The organism is Endozoicomonas sp. ALC020 (assembly GCF_049275935.1).
Lineage (GTDB): Bacteria > Pseudomonadota > Gammaproteobacteria > Pseudomonadales > Endozoicomonadaceae > Endozoicomonas_A.
Genome location: NZ_CP184830.1, coordinates 2,660,983 through 2,680,565 on the forward strand (window position 1 = coordinate 2,660,983; position 19,583 = coordinate 2,680,565).

21 protein-coding genes are annotated in these 19,583 nt (G+C 47.7%); 13 read left to right on the top strand and 8 right to left on the bottom strand.

Going from position 1 to position 19,583, the window contains the following annotated elements; all coding sequences use genetic code 11:
- Positions 1-264 precede the first annotated feature (264 nt).
- The 4 genes from sfsA (at position 265) to ACOJUO_RS09545 (ending at position 4,447) form a co-directional block, all read left to right on the top strand.
- On the top strand, positions 265-999 hold the full coding sequence (gene sfsA, locus ACOJUO_RS09530; RefSeq protein ID WP_422139644.1) for a DNA/RNA nuclease SfsA: 735 nt from the start codon (positions 265-267) through the stop codon (positions 997-999).
- Positions 1,000-1,152: 153 nt separating this feature from the next.
- On the top strand, positions 1,153-2,091 hold the full coding sequence (locus ACOJUO_RS09535; RefSeq protein ID WP_422136495.1) for a Gfo/Idh/MocA family protein: 939 nt from the start codon (positions 1,153-1,155) through the stop codon (positions 2,089-2,091).
- Positions 2,088-3,233: a DegT/DnrJ/EryC1/StrS family aminotransferase gene (locus ACOJUO_RS09540; protein WP_422136496.1), complete on the top strand. Its 1,146-nt coding sequence runs from the start codon at positions 2,088-2,090 to the stop codon at positions 3,231-3,233. Before ACOJUO_RS09535 ends, ACOJUO_RS09540 begins: the two co-directional genes overlap by 4 nt.
- Positions 3,234-3,259: 26 nt before the next feature.
- The gene (locus tag ACOJUO_RS09545) at positions 3,260-4,447 is read left to right on the top strand and encodes an FAD-dependent oxidoreductase (RefSeq protein ID WP_422136497.1); all 1,188 of its coding nucleotides are present in this window, start codon (positions 3,260-3,262) and stop codon (positions 4,445-4,447) included.
- 197 nt (positions 4,448-4,644) lie between these two features.
- Here the strand turns inward: ACOJUO_RS09545 and ACOJUO_RS09550 are convergent, their stop codons facing one another.
- The 3 genes from ACOJUO_RS09550 to ACOJUO_RS09560 all read right to left on the bottom strand — a co-directional run bounded on the left by ACOJUO_RS09550 (position 4,645) and on the right by ACOJUO_RS09560 (position 6,508).
- Positions 4,645-5,262, bottom strand: coding sequence for a hypothetical protein (locus tag ACOJUO_RS09550; RefSeq protein ID WP_422139645.1), 618 nt, complete (start codon positions 5,260-5,262; stop codon positions 4,645-4,647).
- A 141-nt stretch (positions 5,263-5,403) separates the two neighbouring features.
- Entirely contained in the window at positions 5,404-5,946 is a 543-nt protein-coding gene (locus ACOJUO_RS09555) for a hypothetical protein (protein ID WP_422136499.1), read from the bottom strand.
- 271 nt (positions 5,947-6,217) lie between these two features.
- Positions 6,218-6,508, bottom strand: coding sequence for a hypothetical protein (locus ACOJUO_RS09560; protein ID WP_422136500.1), 291 nt, complete (start codon positions 6,506-6,508; stop codon positions 6,218-6,220).
- 93 nt (positions 6,509-6,601) lie between these two features.
- On the opposite strand from ACOJUO_RS09560, the gene ACOJUO_RS09565 reads away from it, so the two are divergent.
- Together ACOJUO_RS09565 and ACOJUO_RS09570 are read left to right on the top strand one after the other, a co-directional pair.
- Positions 6,602-6,856: a type II toxin-antitoxin system Phd/YefM family antitoxin gene (locus tag ACOJUO_RS09565; RefSeq protein WP_422136501.1), complete on the top strand. Its 255-nt coding sequence runs from the start codon at positions 6,602-6,604 to the stop codon at positions 6,854-6,856.
- Complete coding sequence (locus tag ACOJUO_RS09570; RefSeq protein ID WP_422139646.1) at positions 6,853-7,107, top strand: Txe/YoeB family addiction module toxin; 255 nt, start codon at positions 6,853-6,855, stop codon at positions 7,105-7,107. The genes ACOJUO_RS09565 and ACOJUO_RS09570 overlap by 4 nt, the downstream gene beginning before the upstream one ends.
- On the opposite strand, the gene ACOJUO_RS09575 is transcribed toward ACOJUO_RS09570, so the two are convergent.
- Together ACOJUO_RS09575 and ACOJUO_RS09580 are read right to left on the bottom strand one after the other, a co-directional pair.
- Positions 7,104-7,406: a hypothetical protein gene (locus ACOJUO_RS09575; RefSeq protein ID WP_422139647.1), complete on the bottom strand. Its 303-nt coding sequence runs from the start codon at positions 7,404-7,406 to the stop codon at positions 7,104-7,106. The two genes, ACOJUO_RS09570 and ACOJUO_RS09575, sit on opposite strands and share 4 nt — an antisense overlap.
- Positions 7,407-8,591: 1,185 nt before the next feature.
- Positions 8,592-8,981, bottom strand: coding sequence for a hypothetical protein (locus ACOJUO_RS09580; RefSeq protein WP_422139648.1), 390 nt, complete (start codon positions 8,979-8,981; stop codon positions 8,592-8,594).
- A gap of 219 nt (positions 8,982-9,200) precedes the next feature.
- On the opposite strand from ACOJUO_RS09580, the gene ACOJUO_RS09585 reads away from it, so the two are divergent.
- The gene (locus tag ACOJUO_RS09585; protein ID WP_422139649.1) at positions 9,201-10,103 is read left to right on the top strand and encodes a hypothetical protein; all 903 of its coding nucleotides are present in this window, start codon (positions 9,201-9,203) and stop codon (positions 10,101-10,103) included.
- A gap of 37 nt (positions 10,104-10,140) precedes the next feature.
- Here ACOJUO_RS09585 and ACOJUO_RS09590 read toward each other — a convergent pair whose 3' ends face one another.
- Together ACOJUO_RS09590 and ACOJUO_RS09595 are read right to left on the bottom strand one after the other, a co-directional pair.
- A complete protein-coding gene (locus ACOJUO_RS09590) occupies positions 10,141-10,635 on the bottom strand; it encodes a DUF29 domain-containing protein (RefSeq protein WP_422139650.1) in 495 nt (164 codons plus the stop codon).
- Entirely contained in the window at positions 10,628-11,134 is a 507-nt protein-coding gene (locus ACOJUO_RS09595) for a DUF29 domain-containing protein (RefSeq protein WP_422136507.1), read from the bottom strand. Before ACOJUO_RS09595 ends, ACOJUO_RS09590 begins: the two co-directional genes overlap by 8 nt.
- 80 nt (positions 11,135-11,214) lie before the next feature.
- Between ACOJUO_RS09595 and ACOJUO_RS09600 the strand changes: the two genes are divergently transcribed.
- From ACOJUO_RS09600 to ACOJUO_RS09610, 3 genes are all read left to right on the top strand, one after another.
- Positions 11,215-11,343: a hypothetical protein gene (locus tag ACOJUO_RS09600; protein ID WP_422136508.1), complete on the top strand. Its 129-nt coding sequence runs from the start codon at positions 11,215-11,217 to the stop codon at positions 11,341-11,343.
- A gap of 53 nt (positions 11,344-11,396) precedes the next feature.
- Positions 11,397-11,840, top strand: a complete 444-nt coding sequence (locus tag ACOJUO_RS09605; RefSeq protein WP_422139651.1) for an RING finger domain-containing protein — start codon at positions 11,397-11,399, stop codon at positions 11,838-11,840.
- 411 nt (positions 11,841-12,251) lie between these two features.
- On the top strand, positions 12,252-14,213 hold the full coding sequence (locus tag ACOJUO_RS09610; RefSeq protein WP_422136510.1) for a BCCT family transporter: 1,962 nt from the start codon (positions 12,252-12,254) through the stop codon (positions 14,211-14,213).
- A 265-nt stretch (positions 14,214-14,478) separates the two neighbouring features.
- Here the strand turns inward: ACOJUO_RS09610 and tnpA are convergent, their stop codons facing one another.
- Entirely contained in the window at positions 14,479-14,892 is a 414-nt protein-coding gene (tnpA, locus tag ACOJUO_RS09615; protein ID WP_422139652.1) for an IS200/IS605 family transposase, read from the bottom strand.
- A 22-nt stretch (positions 14,893-14,914) separates the two neighbouring features.
- Here tnpA and ACOJUO_RS09620 point away from each other — a divergent pair, with 22 nt between their 5' ends.
- The 3 genes from ACOJUO_RS09620 to ACOJUO_RS09630 all read left to right on the top strand — a co-directional run bounded on the left by ACOJUO_RS09620 (position 14,915) and on the right by ACOJUO_RS09630 (position 19,440).
- Positions 14,915-15,973 carry an RNA-guided endonuclease InsQ/TnpB family protein gene (locus ACOJUO_RS09620; protein WP_422139105.1) on the top strand — a complete coding sequence of 353 codons (1,059 nt, stop codon included), beginning with the start codon at positions 14,915-14,917 and terminating at the stop codon, positions 15,971-15,973.
- Between the two features lie 99 nt (positions 15,974-16,072).
- On the top strand, positions 16,073-16,537 hold the full coding sequence (locus ACOJUO_RS09625) for a coiled-coil domain-containing protein (protein WP_422139653.1): 465 nt from the start codon (positions 16,073-16,075) through the stop codon (positions 16,535-16,537).
- Positions 16,538-16,752: 215 nt separating this feature from the next.
- On the top strand, positions 16,753-19,440 hold the full coding sequence (locus ACOJUO_RS09630; RefSeq protein ID WP_422136512.1) for a hypothetical protein: 2,688 nt from the start codon (positions 16,753-16,755) through the stop codon (positions 19,438-19,440).
- Positions 19,441-19,583: the final 143 nt, after the last annotated feature.

A 19,583-nucleotide genomic window follows, 5' to 3' on the forward strand; every position in this document is an offset into this window, starting at 1 on the left:
CTTCCTTGAAAGCTGAGGTCAACACTACGGGTTGCCAGAATCAGCTGCTAAATCTGGCCCCTATGCCTCTTGCCTTCCTCACAGAAGCGATGAAACTACCAAAACCTATGGCAATGCGCCATAAAAAAATGCTTCTGCCGCTGTCGACAAGTGATCATCCACATATTACATAGTAATCACAAAATACTGTCGGAGGAAACCGTCAACTGAGTATCATAGAATTCAGATTTAGAATATTAACGTCCGATTTAATAAAATATTGATATGAAATTTGAAAAAAATCTTCAGTCAGCCCGCCTGCTTCGTCGCTATAAACGGTTCATGGCAGATGTTGAGCTGGAGGATGGCAGTAGCATTACCCTTCACTGTCCGAATACCGGTTCCATGAAAAATTGTCTCTATCCGGGTAAACAGGTCTGGTATCTCGATTCCGGCAATCCCAAACGGAAATATCCCTGCACCTGGGAGTTGGCCGAGATCCCCGTTATGTTCGGATCAGAGGAGAAAAACACCCTGGCCGGATTGAATACCGGCAGAGCCAACAAACTGGTGGCAGAAGCGCTGAACCTGAAACAGATTTCCGGGCTGACAGAATACGATAAGGTTCGCAGAGAGGTACCTTACGGTGAAGAAAAAAGCCGTATCGACTTTTTGCTGCAGCAAGAAGGTTTGCCAGATTGTTATGTTGAAGTGAAAAGTGTCACTCTGGCAGTGGGTGATGGTCTGGGCTTGTTTCCTGATGCTGTCACCACACGAGGGACAAAGCATCTCAGGGAGTTGATGGCCGTGGTTGAGTCAGGCTATAGGGCGGTGCTGCTGTTTTGTGTTCAACACACGGGAATTGAACGTGTCGCTCCGGCTCATGATATTGACCCGGAATACGGTCGGGCCATTAAAGAAGCTGCAGCAGCAGGGGTTGAAATTATGGCTCTGGGCGCTGATATATCGACGCAGGAAATTACTCTGACCCGGACATTGCCCGTTTTTGATATTCAATAATCGGCTGATTCAACAACCATTGATAAGTCGCCTGCCCTGATTTGCAGATCCAGTGGCTATATTTCATTCCTCTTTTTGCATGATGGTTCGTGTAGCCTGCGAAATTACGTCTATTTTTAAGGGCGTGACATCATTACGTTATGGAACCTTTTAATGCTCAGAACCGCAGTAGTCGGGACGGGATATCTGGGAAAGTTTCACGCCCATAAGTACGCCATGTTACCTGGATCTCAGCTGGTCGGGGTGGCAGACATTGATGAAGACAGTGGTCGTCTTGTTGCCAGAGACTGTGCTACAGAGTTCTTCGCTGATTACCAACAACTGTTAGATAAGGTGGATGCTGTCAGTATTGCGGTACCTACGTTGCTTCATCATAAGATTTCCAGGGATTTTCTCAGGGCTGGTGTGCATGTACTGGTCGAAAAGCCCATAACCTCCAGCCTGAATGAGGCCCATGAGCTGGTTCAGATAGCCAGACACCAGAAGCTGGTTCTGCAGGTAGGTTGCCTGGAGCGCTTTAACGAAGCACTTTCCGGGGTAGGCCCGCTGTTGAACAGACCCCGCTTTATTGAGTCCCACCGGCTGGCCGGATTCAAGCCACGTTCCATGGATATCAATGTGGTTATGGATCTTATGATCCATGACCTGGATATTATTCTCAGCATGGTCAACCAACCACTGGTGGATGTCGCTGCCAACGGTACCGCTGTTCTGTCTGACTCGGTGGATATTGCCCAGGCACGGCTGACATTCAGCGGTGGCTGCGTAGCCAATGTGACCGCAAGCCGGATCAGTCAGAAAGCCAAGCGAAAAATGCACATCTTTCAGGAGAAGTCGTGCATTTGTATCGACTTTCAGTCTCTGAATCTGTCGCACTTTTACAAAGGCAAAGGTGAGATGTTTCCCGGCATTCCAAATATTGAGTGTGATGCACTGAATTATAAAGACAGCGACTCCCTGCGCAGGGAAATAGAAGATTTCCTAAACTGTGTTCGTCACTCAAAAGCACCCAGGGTCAGCGGTGAAGATGGCCAGCGTGCCCTGGAGTTAGCTACCCGGATTTCCGACATCATTGAAGGAGGCATCCAGTGAGCTCGGAACCACTGATCCCGATGGTGGATACACTCGCCTGGCACAAGCCTGTTCAGCAGGAACTCAGGTCGGCGGCCACACGGGTACTCGACTCAGGTCGTTTTCTGATGGGAGAGGAGGTGATGGCTTTTGAGCAGGAAGTCGGAACCTTTCTCCAGGCTAATCATACAGTCAGCTGCGCTAATGGCACCGATGCCCTGGTGCTTGCACTCTCAGCAGCGGGTCTGGGGCCTGGTGACGAAGTCATCACGACGCCCTTTACTTTTTTTGCCACCGCTGAGGCCATCGTTCGGGTGGGAGCAACACCAGTGTTTGCGGATATAGAACCAGAGACGTTTAATATTGATCCACTTCGGGTAAAGGAAGCGATTACTGAACACACTCGTGCAGTGCTGGTGGTTCATCTGTTTGGTTTGCCTGCCCGTATTCAGGAAATTCAGAGGCTCTGTGAGGAGCGATCTCTGCTGCTGATTGAGGATTGCGCCCAGTCTTTTGGTGCTTCAGTCAACGGCAGAATGATGGGAACCTGGGGTGACCTTGGTTGTTTCAGTTTTTTCCCCAGCAAGAACCTCGGTGGTTTTGGTGATGGCGGTCTAATCACCGCAAAGACGGAGTCTGTGGCGGAGCAGCTTAAGCTATTGAGAAACCACGGCAGTAGCGCCCAATACCGACATGAACGCATGGGTTTCAACAGTCGACTGGATGAAATGCAGGCGGCGCTGCTCAGGGTCAAGCTAAAGCATATTGCACGTTATAACGAAGAGCGAAAAAAAATAGCAGAAGACTACCGCTCCTGTCTGCAGGGGATGGATGTTCTGTTGCCGACAGGACAGGAGCATGTTTACCACCAGTTTACGGTATTGACCGATCAGCGAGATCAACTGAGGGAGCATCTGGCCAGCCAGGGCGTTGCATCAGCCCTGTATTATCCGATGCCACTGCATCAGCAGCCGGTGTTTGAGGGTTTGCCAATGACACAGGATCTTTTTGTTGCCGAGCAGGTGTCCCGGCATTGTCTTTCCCTGCCTGTTTTTCCGGGGATGACGGAGACACAAGTGAATCGGGTCGCTGAGTCGGTTTCCCGTTTCTTCTCGGATGACAGTGCAGAATTTGCGTACTGGTTCGCCGGAGTCGCACCCTGAATAACTGGCACTGTGCGGTATTGGTAATGGCCCTTTTTTCCTCTCAAGTGGTCCATTCAGCCCCGTTTTATGATCAGCTTGAGGCGGTTCAGCTGGACGATGCCCACTTTGATGCTCAGGGGCGAGTGGTGATGATCGGCAATATTGATCGCAAGGTTGTCTGTCTTCGCCCTATGCGAAAAGGGTTGCCAGAGATTAGTGCCGAGAGTCTGGGTGAACAGTTAAGAGTCCATTTATACGGTCATGGAGGCAGTGGCTGGACGCTTCTCTGGGGGAGTGTCGACAAGGCTATGGCCCTGTTTGAGAAGAAGGCCAGAGAGCATAAATTCAACGACCAGGTCCCCATTACGGTCATTGGCGCGGGCTGTATGGGAAAAGCCTTGGCTTTATCACTCCATCATGCAGGCTACCGGAGCATTCGTATTGTCGCCGAGCAAGACAACCGTATTGCTTCTCTGAACTCAACCGGCTATCTGGCCATGGTGTCTCTGGCAACAGAAAATGAAACAGAGAAAAAAGAGGCTGAACAGCTGGCCATTGAGACGCTCAAGGGTTACCAAAGGGTAGACAGCGGAACCCATCCCATCATCAATGAAGGGGTTCATCTTATTGATGTTTACAGTGGTCTGGGCAAAGAAGACGAGGAAGGTCCCCTGGAAACTTATACCGGTATTGAGCCCTTTGCCGAGGCAGGATTGTTACCCAAACCAGAGAAAGGCGTGGTTGAGTTTTCGACCGGTGTGAGTTACCCGATGCAAAAATTCCGGACTTACTTTATGGATACTGCTGTCATTATGGCAGCCTTTGATCGTGAACTCAGAACCAGAAAGATTCCCGTGATCCATAAGACAGTGGACAGTCTGGATGATATTAAAACCGATGTTGTTTTTAACTGTTCCGGGCTCGGGGCCGGCAAACTGAATCACGATGACAGGGTCTACCCAAACATGGGATTGTTGCTGGATCTGGCTCATCAACCCCTGAAAAAGCTCGACTACATTATTTACACTCGCTACCAGCCGCCGGGAGCACCGAAACGAACCAGCCCTGCGGATAAAGCGGACATCTATTTTATGCCCAGAGGGGGAGGGTTACTGGGAGCCACTTTTGTCGACCACAATGACGGCTCGGATAAGGCTCTGAATGAAGCCTTATTTACAAAAATACTAAGGGAAAACAAGCAGTTTTTTGGCTATCCAATTAATCCTCATTGAGACGCTGAGCAGGTATCAAAGAACGGACAGATGAACCCAGCCGCAGTCAAAAAAAGCAGCAGCGCCAAAGAAGCATAATGACCAACTATGGGGCTGCCGATGGCTACAGCTAAACCAGCCAAAGAATTGACAACCGCTCCGAGCCCGGAAATTCCTCCAAACGGTAAACCCAACTCTCAACTTTGTCACCTGAACAATTACCGGAGAGATGAACGCACAGCAGCCAGCCTGCCGGCACTGAGGGCCATATTCGTGAGTAATCCGGAGGCAACGTCGGCCCCATCCCTGGCTCTGAAAACAGAAGGAATGGCGCTGTCAAACAGGTCGTCGTCTGATGAACTGGACGAAGAGCTATCATCAGAATCGGACTGAACAGCGGTCCTCCTTGGCTGAGACTGAACAGGATTGCAAGAGCCATAACTATTTCCTGTGTCTGATGAAGACACTGTCAATAGTCGCTCCTGAGACGGTTGCAGCCCACGGGAAAAGGTGTCCATCCTGATACAGTTGGCGATCCCTCGCTCCCGAATATCAGTGCCCTTGAAGTCATTGCCAGAAACACAAAGGCAGCTAATACCAGCGCCAACAATAGCGCCAACAGGACCGCCGAGGTAGGCACCTACGGGCTTGAAACCGGCTACACAATAACAACCCAGAGCTGAGACAGCACCACTCATCACGGTAGCGCCGCCAACCGGTAAAACCCATTTTGAAACAACGCCATCCGGACACTTAAAAGTAGAATCCGATGCTCTGTCAGCCGACGGTTGTGGCTGTCTTGTCACCGGTGGTAACGCAGAATTTGCTCCATTCATATTTCATTTCTCCTCAGAAAATAAATTATTTACACCCCAGGATTTTCCGTTGTTTTAATGCTGGCTGTACCCGGTGGATTAAATTCTAAGACCGAATCATGCTGCAAAAGTTCCTCCGGAGTTGCGCCGGGAGTAGCGCTTCTACGGATAGATCTTTAAGTTAAGAGATAAGGAAGGATCACCCGCATTTGGCTGATAACGAACAGCAGCTCCTATCCGGGGACAGCCAGCAGCAGTTGGCTGGGACCGAACAGGACCGGTACTGCCAGAACTATTGCCTGCGGCCAATGAAGTCAATGCCGATGTTAGCTCCTGACACTGTTGCTGCTCACCGGTGAGGATGTTCGTCATCGTAAATCCTGTAATTGCTCGTTCCTGAAGCCCGGTGCAGCTGGGGGATTTGCAGGCAACATAAGTGCCAACAGCGGCTCCAGCAACAGTGCCAATAACAAGACAGCAGGCAGCAGAGGCACCTACAGCAGCACTACTTGAGCTGGTGTAGGCATTTACGGGGTTCAAGCAGGCTGTAGCAGCACCACACAGGATACCGACAACACCACCGATCACGGAACCGCCGCCAACCTTTGAAACAGCGCCATCCGGACACTTACAGTTATTATCCGGTGCTATCTGAACCGTCAGTTGCGGCTGTGTTATCACCGGTGGGAAATCTAATGTATTCATATTTCTTCTCTCCTTAGAAAATTAAGTTATTTACACCTCAGGATTTTCCATTGCACTAATGCTGGCTGTAATCGCTGGCATTAAATATTTAGATCGAATCATGCCGCAAAAGTTCCTCCAGAATTGCCACAATTCAGGCTAAAGGCTCTTGTAAGGGCTAACGGGGATGTTACTAAGAAGCCTTCGCAAGAAGGGTAAAGCCCACTAATGGCGAAGTAATGAATTTGCTGGGCTGGAAAAACTTCGAGGTCTTAAAGGGCAAACTTGAGCTTTAATGTCCGTTGCCTGTGCAAGTATTAAGGTTAATGTGAACTTTAAGACCTTCCGGCGTGGTGGGCTTGTCGGGAATGCTCAACCCTTCCACCGGTTGCAGTACCTGAGTGATATAGTCCGACGATGCTGGCAGCTCCAGGTTCTGCCCCTGACTGCCCGCCAGACCCAACTGCACCAGATCACGGCGCAAGACAACGGCATCACCGGCGGCCCCGGTGCGACCCAATAGCCGGTTCAGGATTTCCCGAACGTAGCGGTCAACACTGCTGGGTAGTGCAGGGAAGCTCATAATTCGTTAGTCCTTTATTTCTAATCATTATTGGCCTATAAGTACGTATATACGTACAATGAAGCCACTAAAATAAGTACTGGAGTTTACATCATGGATGTTATGAGTTATTCAGATTTTCGAGCACAACTGGCCAGTACCATGGATAGGGTGAATGATAACCACAAGCCTGTAATGGTCACACGGCAAAATGGTAAGCCCGCTGTACTTATGTCTGTCGAAGATTTCAATGCTTATCAGGAAACGGCTTATCTAATGTCCAGCCCTGAAAATGCTCGTCGTTTAAATGAAGCCATCGCTGAAATTGAGGCCGGTAATGCAGTCCAGCATGGATTAATAGAAGAATGATACTTTCTTGGGCTGAAACCGCATGGGAAGATTACCTGTTTTGGCAGTCTCATGACAACAGAATGCTAAAACGTATTAATACCTTAATAAAAGACACTAAGCGGCAGCCGTTCGAAGGTCTGGGTAGCCCAGAACCACTTAAACATGATAAGTCGGGTTACTGGTCGAGGCGTATTGATCGGGAGCACCGCCTTGTTTATAGAGTGACTGATGCCGGTTTATTTATAGCTCAGTGTCGTTTTCATTATTAAAGTGACCTCATACTGCTGGCCATAATCACAGCGGTCACGGTATCGGTTCCCTCTAACTCAAAATGCCACCGTAAACTCCGACCGGCAGGCAGACGAAAGCCCCGATCTGAAGTCACGGCCTGTGTCATCACCAGTTCATTATCACGATAGAGTTTAAACGTCAGACTGTTGTAACTGCTGGCTTGGACCCTGGCGGCGTTAGACTTGACCGGGCTGCCCTGATAGACCTTGCTGCGCCATTGATAGGGTAGCAGTGCTGTGCCTTTATCCCAGGCTTTGATGCTGGCACCGGTGCCCATATACAGGTTGTCATCTTCCAGATCACGAAAGCAGGCACTGGCATACTGACCCTGTTCGTTAAAGTCGCCAGACTCTGGATCAAAGATAAAGCCACCGCCGTCGGCTTCGCTGCCATAAAAACCAAAGTAGTTGCCATAATGTCCGTTGCCTTTTCTTAACTTTTAATTCCCATAGAGGATATATTATGACTTACGGAGTAACCACAACAACCAGCACCGCAACTGGTGCAGTATTTCAACCGCCGCAGAATAGCGCACCATAGTCCAAGGCCAAAACGGGCACTGTACAGTCTGTTCCTCATGCAGTCTTTAGCAATGCTGGATTCGTGCATGATGTTGACACTGTATCGTTTATTCCACGTGCAGAACATTAGAAAACAGTCACAAGCCTGTCAGACCGGAAGGCTGAAAGTCTTTTGCTGGCTCTGCATAGCAATAAAACAAAAGCCGATAGTGTCAGTGATTCCGAAATCACTGACGCAGATTGGGCTCTTGCGAAAGGTCTCGTAGAGGCAAAGATGCAGCGTCAAAGAGAGGCTGAGCAATTGGCTAAGGCTCTGGAAAACTTTTATAGATCTTCTCTAGCGTAAGCCACCTAATCCACCGTCTCTGACGGTGCGACTCAAAAAGAGCTCTGACGAAACCATCGTACAGGGTGCAAATATGGCCTCCTCTGAACCACAAGTTCTTTAAGGAGGCCGTTATCGAGACTGGCAAAGCAAATCCGGATTGATTCAGCGAGTAATATTCTGACTGACATCTCAATGCACTCACCTGCGCTCTCACCAGGCAACCTGCCTCCTGGTTTCGCCTGACACTGCTTTAAGATTGGTTCTTAAAAAACTCGCACCGAAATTCCCCGGTCTCATCGACAACGTGAAATATGAACTTTTATACCCCTCTGCCTGTCTAAGTATTTAGGTGGACAAGGATTTTAATGTCCATTGCCCATTCTTAACTATTCATGGAGGATTCATTATGACTTACGGAGTAACCACAACAACCAGTCCTGCAGCTAGTACGGTATTTCAACCGTCGCAGAATAGCGCACCAGAGTCCAGGACCAAAACGGTTACTGTTGTAACGTCTATTCCACCTGCAGATCATTCGGAAACGGGCAAAAGCCTCAAAGCAGACCGGGCAGCATCTCTCTTCGAGGCTAACACTATGCTGCAGGAGACATGCTTAACAATAGAAGTCAGTCAGGATGATGCGACTCTGGTGCAAAGTCTTATTGATGCAGGTAGTCGTGTGGAAAATGATGTCGTGACTAAAGCTCATTCGCGCTCTACGCAAAGCAATAGGCCGATCGGGCTGTAGCCCAAGCTTACCACCAGGCAGACAAAGATAAGGAGCTATATAAGAATGGTTGGGCTCGCCACTAAGGTTACTCAAAGAACCAAACCCTGGTAAACCCGCCTCTGCGGTGTGACTCGAAAGAACTCTGGCGAAACCATCGTGCAGGGTAAAAAATGGCCTCCCCTGAACCACAAGTTCTTTAAGGAGGCCATATTCGAGACTGGCAAAGCCAACCCCGGATTGATAAAGCCAGAGATATTGGATTGCATCAGACATCTCAGTGCACTCACCTGCGCTTTTACCAGGTAGCCTGCCTCCGGGTTTCCTCTGACACTGCTTTGAAATTGGTTCTTGACGGGCCTCGGGATTCTCCAGTCTCATCGACAACGTGAAATATGAACTTTTATGTCCGTTGCCTGTCCAAATACGTAGGAGGGCGAGAACTTTTATGTCCGCTGCCGATTCTAAATTATTAATTTTCATGGAGGATAGATTATGACTTATGGAGAAAGCCAAACAACCAGCACTGCAGCTGCTACGGTATTTCAACCGCAGCAGGGTGGCGCACAGGACTCCGATACCAAAACGGTTGCAGTGCCGTCTATTCCACGTGTTGGTCAACTTTCGCAAGCAGGTACAAGTCTTGCGGCTCGAAAAGCAATGTTAAGCGAGGCTGAAACTGGAATGTACTCTTCGGCAAGCACTGAAGAGGCCATTGCCTCTGGCGAGAGCCTCAGCGAAGCCTGCTTCGCAAGAACAACGGACAATGACAGAAGCCTGCCCTCTGCTTTCTCTGTATTACCGTTAGCCAAAGCCGTCCCATCATGGGAGGATTTTCTCCCCCCTGAAGGCACATTCGATCAGGTCGACAGCGGTTTTCAGTGGCTCAGGGATCAAAACGCCCGACTGCAACCATTTTTTAACTCCGGTGGCGGACTGGATTGTCTCGCAAACCCGGAAAAACTGAGCATGACACCGGAAGGATTAAAATTACTGGCAGAGACCAGTGACAACGTGAATCGGCTGCTTCATGGGGCTCACACAATGTTGTATGGGTACCAATTATTCTTGTCGCTGGCTGGAAACAACGGTTCAGGCGTGGTCAATTCATTGCGGGCAGAATTACCGCAATTGGTCAGCCGGTTCGAGACACTGAAACAGACCATCCGATCAGGGTTAGAGAGTGTCAGACATGCTCTTTATGACGTTGAAGAAGGGCGGATGTACTGTAGTGACTGGGTGGACGCTTGTCATCAGCTTCACTTCTGTCTTCAATCAGTCAACCCCACAGAGCCTGAGCAGGTTCAGAGTGTCCGTGCACTGATTTTTGTCTTGCAACTGTGCTCCATAAAGATAAAAGCATTAATCGATTACTCTGCACTCGGGTCAGAGCGGTGATGCTTTGGCTGTTCTGTAATTGTGTTGTATAAACTACTCATTTTCCAACCTCCGGTAGCCAGTCGTCATCCATGATCTTTTCAAACGTCCATGGACAATACTCGGGGAAGCTGCTTTTGTTCAGGCGCTTGCTTTCGATCTTGATGTATTTGTTCATTTGTTTGACGGCTTCTTTTTTAGCCTGAGAGTAGGCTTCTGCAAGTACTTCGTCTATCTTTGGCTGAAGACAGGGGTTTTCTTTTATATGGTCTTTAATATCTACTCTCGGGTTGTTGATACTGGGTATCCAAGTGTAGAGAACTTTGTCTTCTACCCACGAATCTTTCAATACTCGCTTTTGGTAAGCGTATTTCAAAAGATGTATGAGCAATGTTCTTAGATAAGACCTTAATTCTTTTTTCGTATCGCCCATACGTTGTTCCATCGCCTCCAACAGATTGTCGATGTCGAGTTTGTCAAATTGGCGCTGGGCCAGCAGTTCACGCTGTTGGGTCAGCCATTGGGTGTAATCGGTTTTGTATAAACTACTCATAAAGGCTTACTCCGTTCAGTGGATACCAGTCTTCAGACATCATTTGGTCAAAAGACCAAGGGCAGGTGTCGGGAAAGCTGCTGTTATCCAGTTTTGGGCATTTTGGCGGCATGTGACGATTCATTTCCCGAATGGCTCCTTTTTTCCCAGCAGGATACGACTCACTTAAAACATCTTTCACCCGTTGTTTTAGGCTGTGATTTTTTATGATTAATCTATTAATCGCATCCCTGGCGTTATCGATAGTATCCATCCAACCTTTAATTACTCTTTCAGAGGCTACCGAATCCTTCAGAACGGATGTTTGATAATCCATTTTAAGTAAATGAAGTATGAGATTAATTAGATAGCTCTCCAGATTGTCTACCTTGGATTCTATCCCCAACTCCAACTCCTCCAACAAATTCTCAAGGTCTAATTGTTCAAAATTACGATTTCTCAACAGGGTCACCTGCTGACTCAGCCATTGATGATAATCAGTGTTATATAAGCTATTCATCGTTTTACCTTAACTGGATACCTTTAAAAAAATACCTCCATTGCCCAACCACTTTAGGCAAATAACAGAAGGGAAGCAAAATGAATTACCAAAGCACAGATGCCTTTGCTGGGGGCTTTGCCCGTGGTTTTGGGCTGGTCAATTCGGCCATTGATGCCAAAGAGAACCGTCGGTATCGCAAACATAAGCACAGGGAACTCAATGGATAGACATTGGTCCAATAACGTAAGTTATTTGAAAAACAGAGAGAAGAGTAAGAGATATGAACGGAATCAAACCGCCCAGCAGCCCAGACAGCCAGTCAGCACTTTATCAAAAGCCGAGCGACAATTGCCCTGTTTGTCTCGAAACTTTTGCCGGAAAGAAAGTCATGGTTCTCAAACAATGCAAACATATGTTTCACAGAGACTGCCTGGAACGGTGGCTATCGAAAAATTCAACCTGTCCATCTTGCAGAACCTCTTTAGTGTCCAGGGAAGTAGAACTATTGCGAGCCTTAAGACCCAGTGATCAATCCCGAGCCCAAGCCTTGGCCATGTTATCGAGACTTTCTGCTGCGACCCGTGAGAATGGAAACTCCTCTACAGACAGGCAGAGATTGGACCGGCAGGCTAGAGAAGCCATAGCATCGAGCTATATGGCTATGCGGGGTGAGACAGACAGGCAGGAGCCAACGAGTTCAGATTTAAGTAATATAATGCTCTGATTCAGTTGCCTTTGCAGGCACTTTAACATCATTACCTGCTGCCAGAGCAAGCGTTCTGCCCAGTGAGTTGGTCAGTTTCGTCACAACCGATTCAAAGAAGCCAGCGAGGGATTCCCATTAGAATGCACGTCTGTGGCCTGATGATTTGTTGTAAAGAAACAAGAACATCGTCCCAATAACAGGATTCAAGCTCAGTGATCTCTTGGCCTGTTCAGATGTTTGATTCGACCGGTTGCCACAAACAGATCAGAAAAAACAACATCATTTGACCACTGAATATCAGACCTGTAGTATCTTCCGCCCTCTCGCCTGAAATTGTTTAATACTGAGGTAGTCTCAGCGCCTTCACTTAAACAACTTCACCTGAAGAGCTTCAGTCAATCAACCTGACTTTGGGAGCCACTCGTCTTTATGTCTGATCTTTCAGAATCACGTCACAGTCTTAACTTGCCCGTCTTTGTCGGTGCAGCCAGTATCATTCTTCTGATAGTAGTCTCTACGGCTCTGTTTCCGAAGCAGGCCGAGCTTTATTCCACCTTCTTGCAAACGGCCATAATGACCAACGCCAGCTGGTTTTATGTGACGGCAGTCGCCATTATCCTTATCGGCGTCGCTATTGTCGGCCTCTCCCGTTATGGCGATATTAAGTTAGGCCCTGACCATTCCGAGCCGGACTTCAGCTTCGGCTCCTGGTTTGCCATGCTGTTTTCAGCCGGTATGGGGATTGGCCTGATGTTCTTTGGCGTGGCGGAACCCGTTATGCACTTTCTCACTCCCCCTGTGGGCGATCCTGCATCCATCGAGTCCGCCCGGGAGTCCATGAGAATTACCTTTTTTCACTGGGGGTTTCATGCCTGGGCCATCTACGCCATTGTGGCTCTGATTCTGGCGTTCTTTGGCTATCGTCATAATCTGCCGTTAACCCTCCGTTCAGCGCTTTTCCCGATTGTGGGTGATCGTATTCACGGTGTTATTGGTCATATTATTGATATCTTTGCCATTCTGGGTACGACCTTTGGTGTGGCTACAGCTTTGGGTTATGGCGTGCTTCAGGTCAACTCGGGCCTGAATTACCTGTTTGATGTTGATGTAAGCACCCATGTTCAGGTGGTTTTGATCGTAGTGATTACCGCTCTGGCCACGCTCTCTGTTGCTTCAGGGCTTGATAAGGGAATTCGTCGTTTATCCGAGATCAATCTGCTGCTGGCACTGTTGCTGATGGCCATGGTCATTATTCTCGGGCCTACTATCCTGCTGTTGCAGATACTGGTGCAGAATATTGGCAGTTATCTGTCCGATATCGTCGACAAAACATTTAATCTCTATGCCTATGAACCGACCGACTGGATGGGTGGCTGGACTCTGTTTTACTGGGCATGGTGGTTGTCCTGGTCGCCTTTTGTCGGCATGTTTATTGCCCGTATCTCCAGAGGCAGAACCATTCGCGAGTTTATCTGTGGCGTGCTGTTTGTACCGGCCTGTCTGACCTTTATCTGGATGACCGTATTCGGAAACACTTCCATTGATCTGATTATGAATCATGGTGCGGAAGATCTCGCTGACATTGTTCAGGTCGATGTTTCACTGGCGCTCTTCAAGTTTCTGGAGTACTTCCCGGCCACTGAGTTCCTGTCAGGAATCGCCATTATCATGGTCGTGGTGTTCTTTGTAACCTCTTCCGATTCCAGTGCCATGGTGATTGATATGCTGGCTTCTAAGGGTGAAGGGAAAACACCGGTCTGGCAGCGGGTATTCTGGTCTACCCTGATTGGTCTGGTTGCCCTGGTACTGATGCTTGCCGGAGGTCTCAAGGCGCTCCAGACAGCCACTATTGCAACGGCTTTGCCATTCGCTGTGGTGTTGCTGGTTTCCGGTTATGGGTTGTTAAAAGCGCTGGCACTGGATGCTGCCAAGAAAGAAAGTCTGACCCAAACCACCCTGGCTCCGAGCCATGCCAATGTTTCAATTCCATGGCAGAGTCGATTGCAGAATATTACCCACTTCCCGGCGCGCAAAAGTGTCAGGGTCTTCATGAGAAGTGTCGTGTTACCGGCAATGAAGTCCCTGTCCAGAGAGCTGGAAGAGCAGGGAGTGGAAACCGGAATTGATTTTGATCGCAACAAAAGTATTGCCTCTCTCAATGTTTTTCATGGTGAGGAACAGGACTTTCTCTACAGGGTCAGCCCTCGTTCCTATGTTCAACCCAGTTTTGTCATTGATGACGAAGAAGAGAGCAAGTATTACCGGGCAGAAGTCTTCCTGAGGGAGGGTGGTCAGGATTACGACATTATGGGCTGGACCCGGGAACAGGTCATTGGCGATATTATTGATCAGTACGAGAAACATATGCACTTCCTGCATATGGTTCGCTGAATCAACGGCGCTCTGCTGGAAAGTTGTCTTTTGGCAGGCTTTCGGGCTTAAGGTTTATCGGGTTTTGCGACACCCTCTTTAGAGGTTGTCGCAAAACTCTGGTTCCCATGCTCTTAGGCCCTGTGGGTCCCAGCGTGGGAACGAGCGACACCCTCTAGCACTTAGCCTTTTGCATCTCTTCTTGCTTGTTGTACCGGTTATTATCGAATGAGCGTAAAACCCCGTACTTTTAGTGCGGGGATGTAAGCTCGTCGGCGATAGCCGACTAATGCGGTGTTCTCTGCTGTTGCACATACTGTTTGATGACCTCTATAGGAGCGCCACCACAGCTTGCGGCAAAGTAACTTGGACTCCATAGAGCTGACTTGTAGTACCGGTTCGCCACTTCTGGGTGATGAAGCTTTAGTTTCCTGCTGGATACACCTTTTAAGCTATTGACCAGTTTTGACAACGCTATCTTTGGGGGGTAGTTGATGAGCAGGTGTACATGGTCGGACTCCCCGTTGAACTCTACCAAATCTGTCTCAAAGTCAGAACAGACCTTCTCGAAAAGGCTTTTCAGTACTGGAAACATGTAGCCTTCAAGCACGTTGTATCGGTACTTTGTTACAAAGACCAAGTGGCAGTGAAGTTTAAAAACACAATGTCTGCCAGTTCTATATTCATTTGTTTTACTCATAGACCAATTGTATACTCAGGCCATGAAGAAGACAAAGACACTGAAGGTTCGAGTAAAAGACAAACATGTGAAGCTGCTTAACTGCTTGGCTCGCTCTGTTAATTTCGTCTGGAACTACATCAATGAACTCAGTACTCGCTCTATAAAGGAGCGTGGCAACTTTTTGTCTGCCTATGACATACATCCATACACCAAAGGAGCGGGTAAAGAACTCGGCTTGCACAGCCAGTCATTGCAGTGCATAGCTGCTGAATATGTGACTCGCCGGAAACAGTTCAAAAAAGCCAAACTTAACTGGCGCAAGTCAAATGGTGTTCGCCGCTCTCTCGGCTGGATTCCAGTCAACACAGGGCAGTCCAAATGGAAGAATGGTCAGGTGTTTCATAACGGCCACTATTTCTCGGTCTGGGATTCCTATGGATTGAGCGGGTACAAGTTCCGTACAGCCAGTTTTAATGAAGATGCTCGCGGTCGCTGGTATTTCAATGTTGTTGTGGACGTAGATACAGAAGCAACAGAGGGAAAATGCTCGGTAGGCATCGACCTTGGTTGCAAAGAGGCTGCAACGGACTCTAATGGTGACGGTGTTAAAGGTCGTGAGTACAGGGCACTTGAGGCGAAACTCGGTATTGCCCAGAGAGCCAATAACGGAAAAAGAGTTAAGGCGATACACGCCAAAATCAAAAACAGAAGACAAGATGCCTTACATCAATACAGCCGTAAGCTTGTCAATGAGAATGCGGCCATCTTCGTTGGTAATGTGTCCAGTCTGGCAATGACCAAAACCAAAAAAGCAAAATCGGCTTTGGATGCTGGATGGGGAATGTTGAAAACTATGCTGGAATATAAATGCGATCACGCAGGCGTGGTTTTTGAAGTAGTCAACGAAGCTTACTCCACCCAGACCTGTTCGTGCTGCCGGAAAATACCCGACAGTAGTCCGAAAGGTAGGGCAGGTCTTGGAATAAGAGAATGGGTCTGTTCAGAGTGCGGAGCTGAACATTTGCGTGATTTGAACGCAGCCAGAAACATTCTTGCGGTCGGGCATGACCGTCTAGCAGTAGGAATCCCCGTCCTTTAGGGCGGGGAGGATGTCAACGTTTTACCTTGTATCGTACCGCCACGATAGTCAAACCCGACTATACTCAGCCCACCCAAACAATAACCTACGGTAAAAATAATGCTTCACCAACCTTTGTATACCGCTTTGCTGGAAGCCGGTGTATCCGATGAAACCGCCAAAGCAGGAGCGCAAATAGAATGGCACGTTACAGAGAGCCGACTGGACAGAATAGAAAAAAATCTGTCAATCGTCGGCAGCGACACTGCCGCACTGAAAGACGGGCAGAAAAAACTGGACTCCAGAATGGACAAGCTGGAAGCCAAAGTAGACAGGCTGGAAGACGGGCAGAAAAAACTGGACTCCAGAATGGACAAGCTGGAAACAAAAGTAGACAAGCTGGAAACCAAAGTAGACAGGCTGGAAGACGGGCAGAAAAAACTGGACTCCAGAATGGACAAACTGGAATGCAGTCAGGAAATACTCGTCAGTGACCATAAAAAAATAGTAACCAAGCTGGAGGAACACGACGTAAAACTGGAACTAATACTCGACTGCGTAAAAAACATCATGGACAACACTTAACAGAGCAATGGATGGAACTAATTATTGGATTAACAGTCAAATGTTAATGTGATTCGTCTTTATTCAGTCAGATTGGTACTGCAAGGACAGGAATGAGAAAATCAGCTTCAGGGTTTTTCTTTGTATTAAAGATCGGAATGCTGATTTTCCAGAACTTATGGTATTTGGCTGTCCTGTAATGGTTCCAACGTACGCCCACAATGGAGTTAGGCAAAATGGATTTTTATCAGTTAAAAGGTTTGACTCAACAGCTGCATGAATTGAAGGTGGTGCAACCCAATGGCTTTTCAACAGAAGCAGAAGATGGCTCCACCCAGTTCCTCGGCAGACAGGTAAAGCGACAGGATGGCACCACCGCACAGACTGAGAAAACTGCTCAAAAAAGACCGGCAAATGCAACAGACGACCCTTTACTGCCCGGTAAACTTCGTAAAATAATGCCAGAAACTGAACTTTTACCTATGAAAAATGAGCAGTTAATGTCAGAGGGATTATTCATTACTGCTGGAAGTAAACCGCTATCTGAACGGCAGGTTAATCTTGAGACACAACCCTTTGATTCAAGAGCTGAAGCTATACAGATGGCCGCCAGGAATCTGGTGAGTCAATTTCAACTTGAGGCAATAGAAAAGTCACCAACCAATGAAGTGCAATGTGCCGTTTTCCTTGAGTGCCTGAAACTTGATGTTGATAATACGCTGATAAGGCTAAACACAACAACATCTTTAAATGGGGCTCAAAAGCTCCTGATTTTGTTGGCAGCTGAAGAAGAGCAGAAACAACAGAATAAATGTCCACTTCCTGAGGGCTACTGGATACTTGCGAGGATTCCGTTATCCATCGGTTTTGAGAAGGCAAAGAACCTGTTTCAGCGCCTACCTGATACGCCTTCTCTGCCAGAGGTGGACAATGTCATTAATGAGCAGTTGACAGCATTAAGACCTGATAAAATGCTCAGGGACAGACTTTTGGAGGTCAGACAACCCCTTAAATCGGAAAACAACGAACTTTCCAGACAGCTGTTGTGTGAAGTTGACAATATTGAAAAAAAATTTATCCCAAAAGTTGGATGGAACGGCCGTTTATCAGACGCTGAGGATTATAGAAATTTCAAGGTCTATACAAGAAGATTGTTGTATCTCTATGCATCCTGTTCCGGTTTTTCACAGCAGGCTGATATTGCTGAGTTAACGTCGTACATTAGATCCGTTCTTTACATCATCGAGCCAAATAACCGTATACCAGATAACATCTGGCATATTGCTAAAGAGCTGGCCTATTTGTCGAAACAACCCGGCTCCATCGATTATTGCCACTATATTAGTACCCTGGCCCATTGTTTGAAAACACCGGCACCTGTCGCCTTACAGTTTAAAAATCTCAAACAGCTCAGTGATATCAAAGGGTTCGCTTTACTTGAAAGCAAACCGCTGGACAAGTATCTAACCGTACTCAGAGCAAACATTGATAAGATAGCCCCGGAATATTCGCGGGTATTGCTCGATGCAGTTGACGTTCTGGAAAAAGAATGTGCCGGTATATCACTACCTGAAGGCAAGTCTGATATCAAAGCGAAAGTGCATCGACTTTTAATGATTATTGCCGCCTGCAAATCATCCAAAGAAATAATGGATACTTCAGTATTGGTTCATTTTGTCACGGCCATCATGGAACATGGCAATAAAAAAAATATACCTTATCTAATCGCTGGGCTGGCCCGTCTGGTTCAGAGTACCCCGAAAATACAGAAAATACTGGGTGCCCCCGGAATCAGTGGCGGACCGCATTTGCGAATGGCGCCGCTGCAATGGCTGGCATTTGTACCCGATAGACTCTCAGAAGATGACATCGAGGAACTCTGTCAATCTTTGCAAGCTCCCAGCGCCAGCAAGAGCAGGCGACGGATGAAAGATGGCAAGATTTTCCACCAATGGCTGTCTACCCTTGAGCAGATGTTGGCCAGCGAGGTTATGAATAAGGCCATGGTAATGCCGATCCTGAAAAAGCTTACCCAAAGTCTGACTTATGAAAAACTGGGCTGGCTTTATATGTTATTCAACATGGGATACAGGTTTACTGCATTTCTGGACAGAATGGGCTTGAGCTGTCAGAAGGAAGGATTACCATTGATGATCGCTGAAAAAGGGGCTGACGCTTTGGTGGGAGTGAATAAAAAGTTCTCAAAATGGCTAATGAAACAACGACATCACCATCTCCTGCCTTTTTACATGGCATCAATGATAGAACAGGGGAATGCAGAAGTTGAAGACCTTACCCATCAGTTTATAGAGACCAGTGTTAACAACACTTTTGTTCAGAGCAGGCAGTCACCGCTGCACAATCCACACCTGCAAGCCATTTACAAGAAATATCCCCGATTGGAAGCAGGTTGGGGAGCGAACTTCAGTGGTTTCAGCGAGGAAACCCGAAACAAGCTCTTGTCCCAGGGGGAAACCCTGAAGCTGACAGAGGACCCCTGGGATCTTTTTATCAGTGGGCTTGAAGTTAAAAGCTGTCTATCACCTGACGCCCTGAGTTTTAAAATTGGACTGATGAGTTATGTGATGGATGGACGCAATGCCATGATTGTCATAAAGAACCAAAAAGGAAATATCCTCAGCAGAAGTGTGATTCGCATGGTGCTGGATCAGGATGATTGCCCTGTGTTATTGCTTGAAAAAGGCTATCCCGATAAGCGTAATTTATTGTTCATTGATGCCGCACGGGACATTGCTGACGAGATGGGCCTGCCCCTTTACCACTACCTGGATGCTAAAACAGGTACAAAAGGTATGATAAAACTTCTGGAAGGGAGAGCACCTCTCGATTATTTTGACGCTTTTCCTTTATTAAAGGAGAGACAGAAACTTACGATTACCGACGTACAACGTGATGTAAGGTAGTCATAACGGATGCTTGCAGGCTCCTCAGCTCTTGATTAAAACCGCAACGAGCGCAACACTCGCTGTTATGGCTAAGGTTCAAGCTACCTTGTCAAACACTTAAGAAAGACATTTCTGGCACCGTTGATGTCACGATCAACGGT

Bases quoted from the DNA above. Each gene is read 5' to 3' on its own strand.
- ACOJUO_RS09570 (WP_422139646.1), top strand. From the start codon at position 6,853: ATGATACTTTCTTGGGCTGAAACCGCATGGGAAGATTACCTGTTTTGG.
- ACOJUO_RS09595 (WP_422136507.1), bottom strand. From the start codon at position 11,134: ATGAATAGCTTATATAACACTGATTATCATCAATGGCTGAGTCAGCAG.
- ACOJUO_RS09565 (WP_422136501.1), top strand. From the start codon at position 6,602: ATGGATGTTATGAGTTATTCAGATTTTCGAGCACAACTGGCCAGTACC.
- ACOJUO_RS09600 (WP_422136508.1), top strand. From the start codon at position 11,215: ATGAATTACCAAAGCACAGATGCCTTTGCTGGGGGCTTTGCCCGTGGT.
- ACOJUO_RS09560 (WP_422136500.1), bottom strand. From the start codon at position 6,508: ATGAGCTTCCCTGCACTACCCAGCAGTGTTGACCGCTACGTTCGGGAA.
- ACOJUO_RS09585 (WP_422139649.1), top strand. From the start codon at position 9,201: ATGACTTATGGAGAAAGCCAAACAACCAGCACTGCAGCTGCTACGGTA.
- ACOJUO_RS09620 (WP_422139105.1), top strand. From the start codon at position 14,915: ATGAAGAAGACAAAGACACTGAAGGTTCGAGTAAAAGACAAACATGTG.
- sfsA (WP_422139644.1), top strand. From the start codon at position 265: ATGAAATTTGAAAAAAATCTTCAGTCAGCCCGCCTGCTTCGTCGCTAT.
- ACOJUO_RS09550 (WP_422139645.1), bottom strand. From the start codon at position 5,262: ATGAATGGAGCAAATTCTGCGTTACCACCGGTGACAAGACAGCCACAA.
- ACOJUO_RS09545 (WP_422136497.1), top strand. From the start codon at position 3,260: ATGGCCCTTTTTTCCTCTCAAGTGGTCCATTCAGCCCCGTTTTATGAT.
- ACOJUO_RS09610 (WP_422136510.1), top strand. From the start codon at position 12,252: ATGTCTGATCTTTCAGAATCACGTCACAGTCTTAACTTGCCCGTCTTT.
- ACOJUO_RS09590 (WP_422139650.1), bottom strand. From the start codon at position 10,635: ATGAGTAGTTTATACAAAACCGATTACACCCAATGGCTGACCCAACAG.
- ACOJUO_RS09580 (WP_422139648.1), bottom strand. From the start codon at position 8,981: ATGTCTGATGCAATCCAATATCTCTGGCTTTATCAATCCGGGGTTGGC.
- ACOJUO_RS09605 (WP_422139651.1), top strand. From the start codon at position 11,397: ATGAACGGAATCAAACCGCCCAGCAGCCCAGACAGCCAGTCAGCACTT.
- ACOJUO_RS09630 (WP_422136512.1), top strand. From the start codon at position 16,753: ATGGATTTTTATCAGTTAAAAGGTTTGACTCAACAGCTGCATGAATTG.
- tnpA (WP_422139652.1), bottom strand. From the start codon at position 14,892: ATGAGTAAAACAAATGAATATAGAACTGGCAGACATTGTGTTTTTAAA.
- ACOJUO_RS09625 (WP_422139653.1), top strand. From the start codon at position 16,073: ATGCTTCACCAACCTTTGTATACCGCTTTGCTGGAAGCCGGTGTATCC.
- ACOJUO_RS09555 (WP_422136499.1), bottom strand. From the start codon at position 5,946: ATGAATACATTAGATTTCCCACCGGTGATAACACAGCCGCAACTGACG.
- ACOJUO_RS09535 (WP_422136495.1), top strand. From the start codon at position 1,153: ATGCTCAGAACCGCAGTAGTCGGGACGGGATATCTGGGAAAGTTTCAC.
- ACOJUO_RS09575 (WP_422139647.1), bottom strand. From the start codon at position 7,406: ATGGGCACCGGTGCCAGCATCAAAGCCTGGGATAAAGGCACAGCACTG.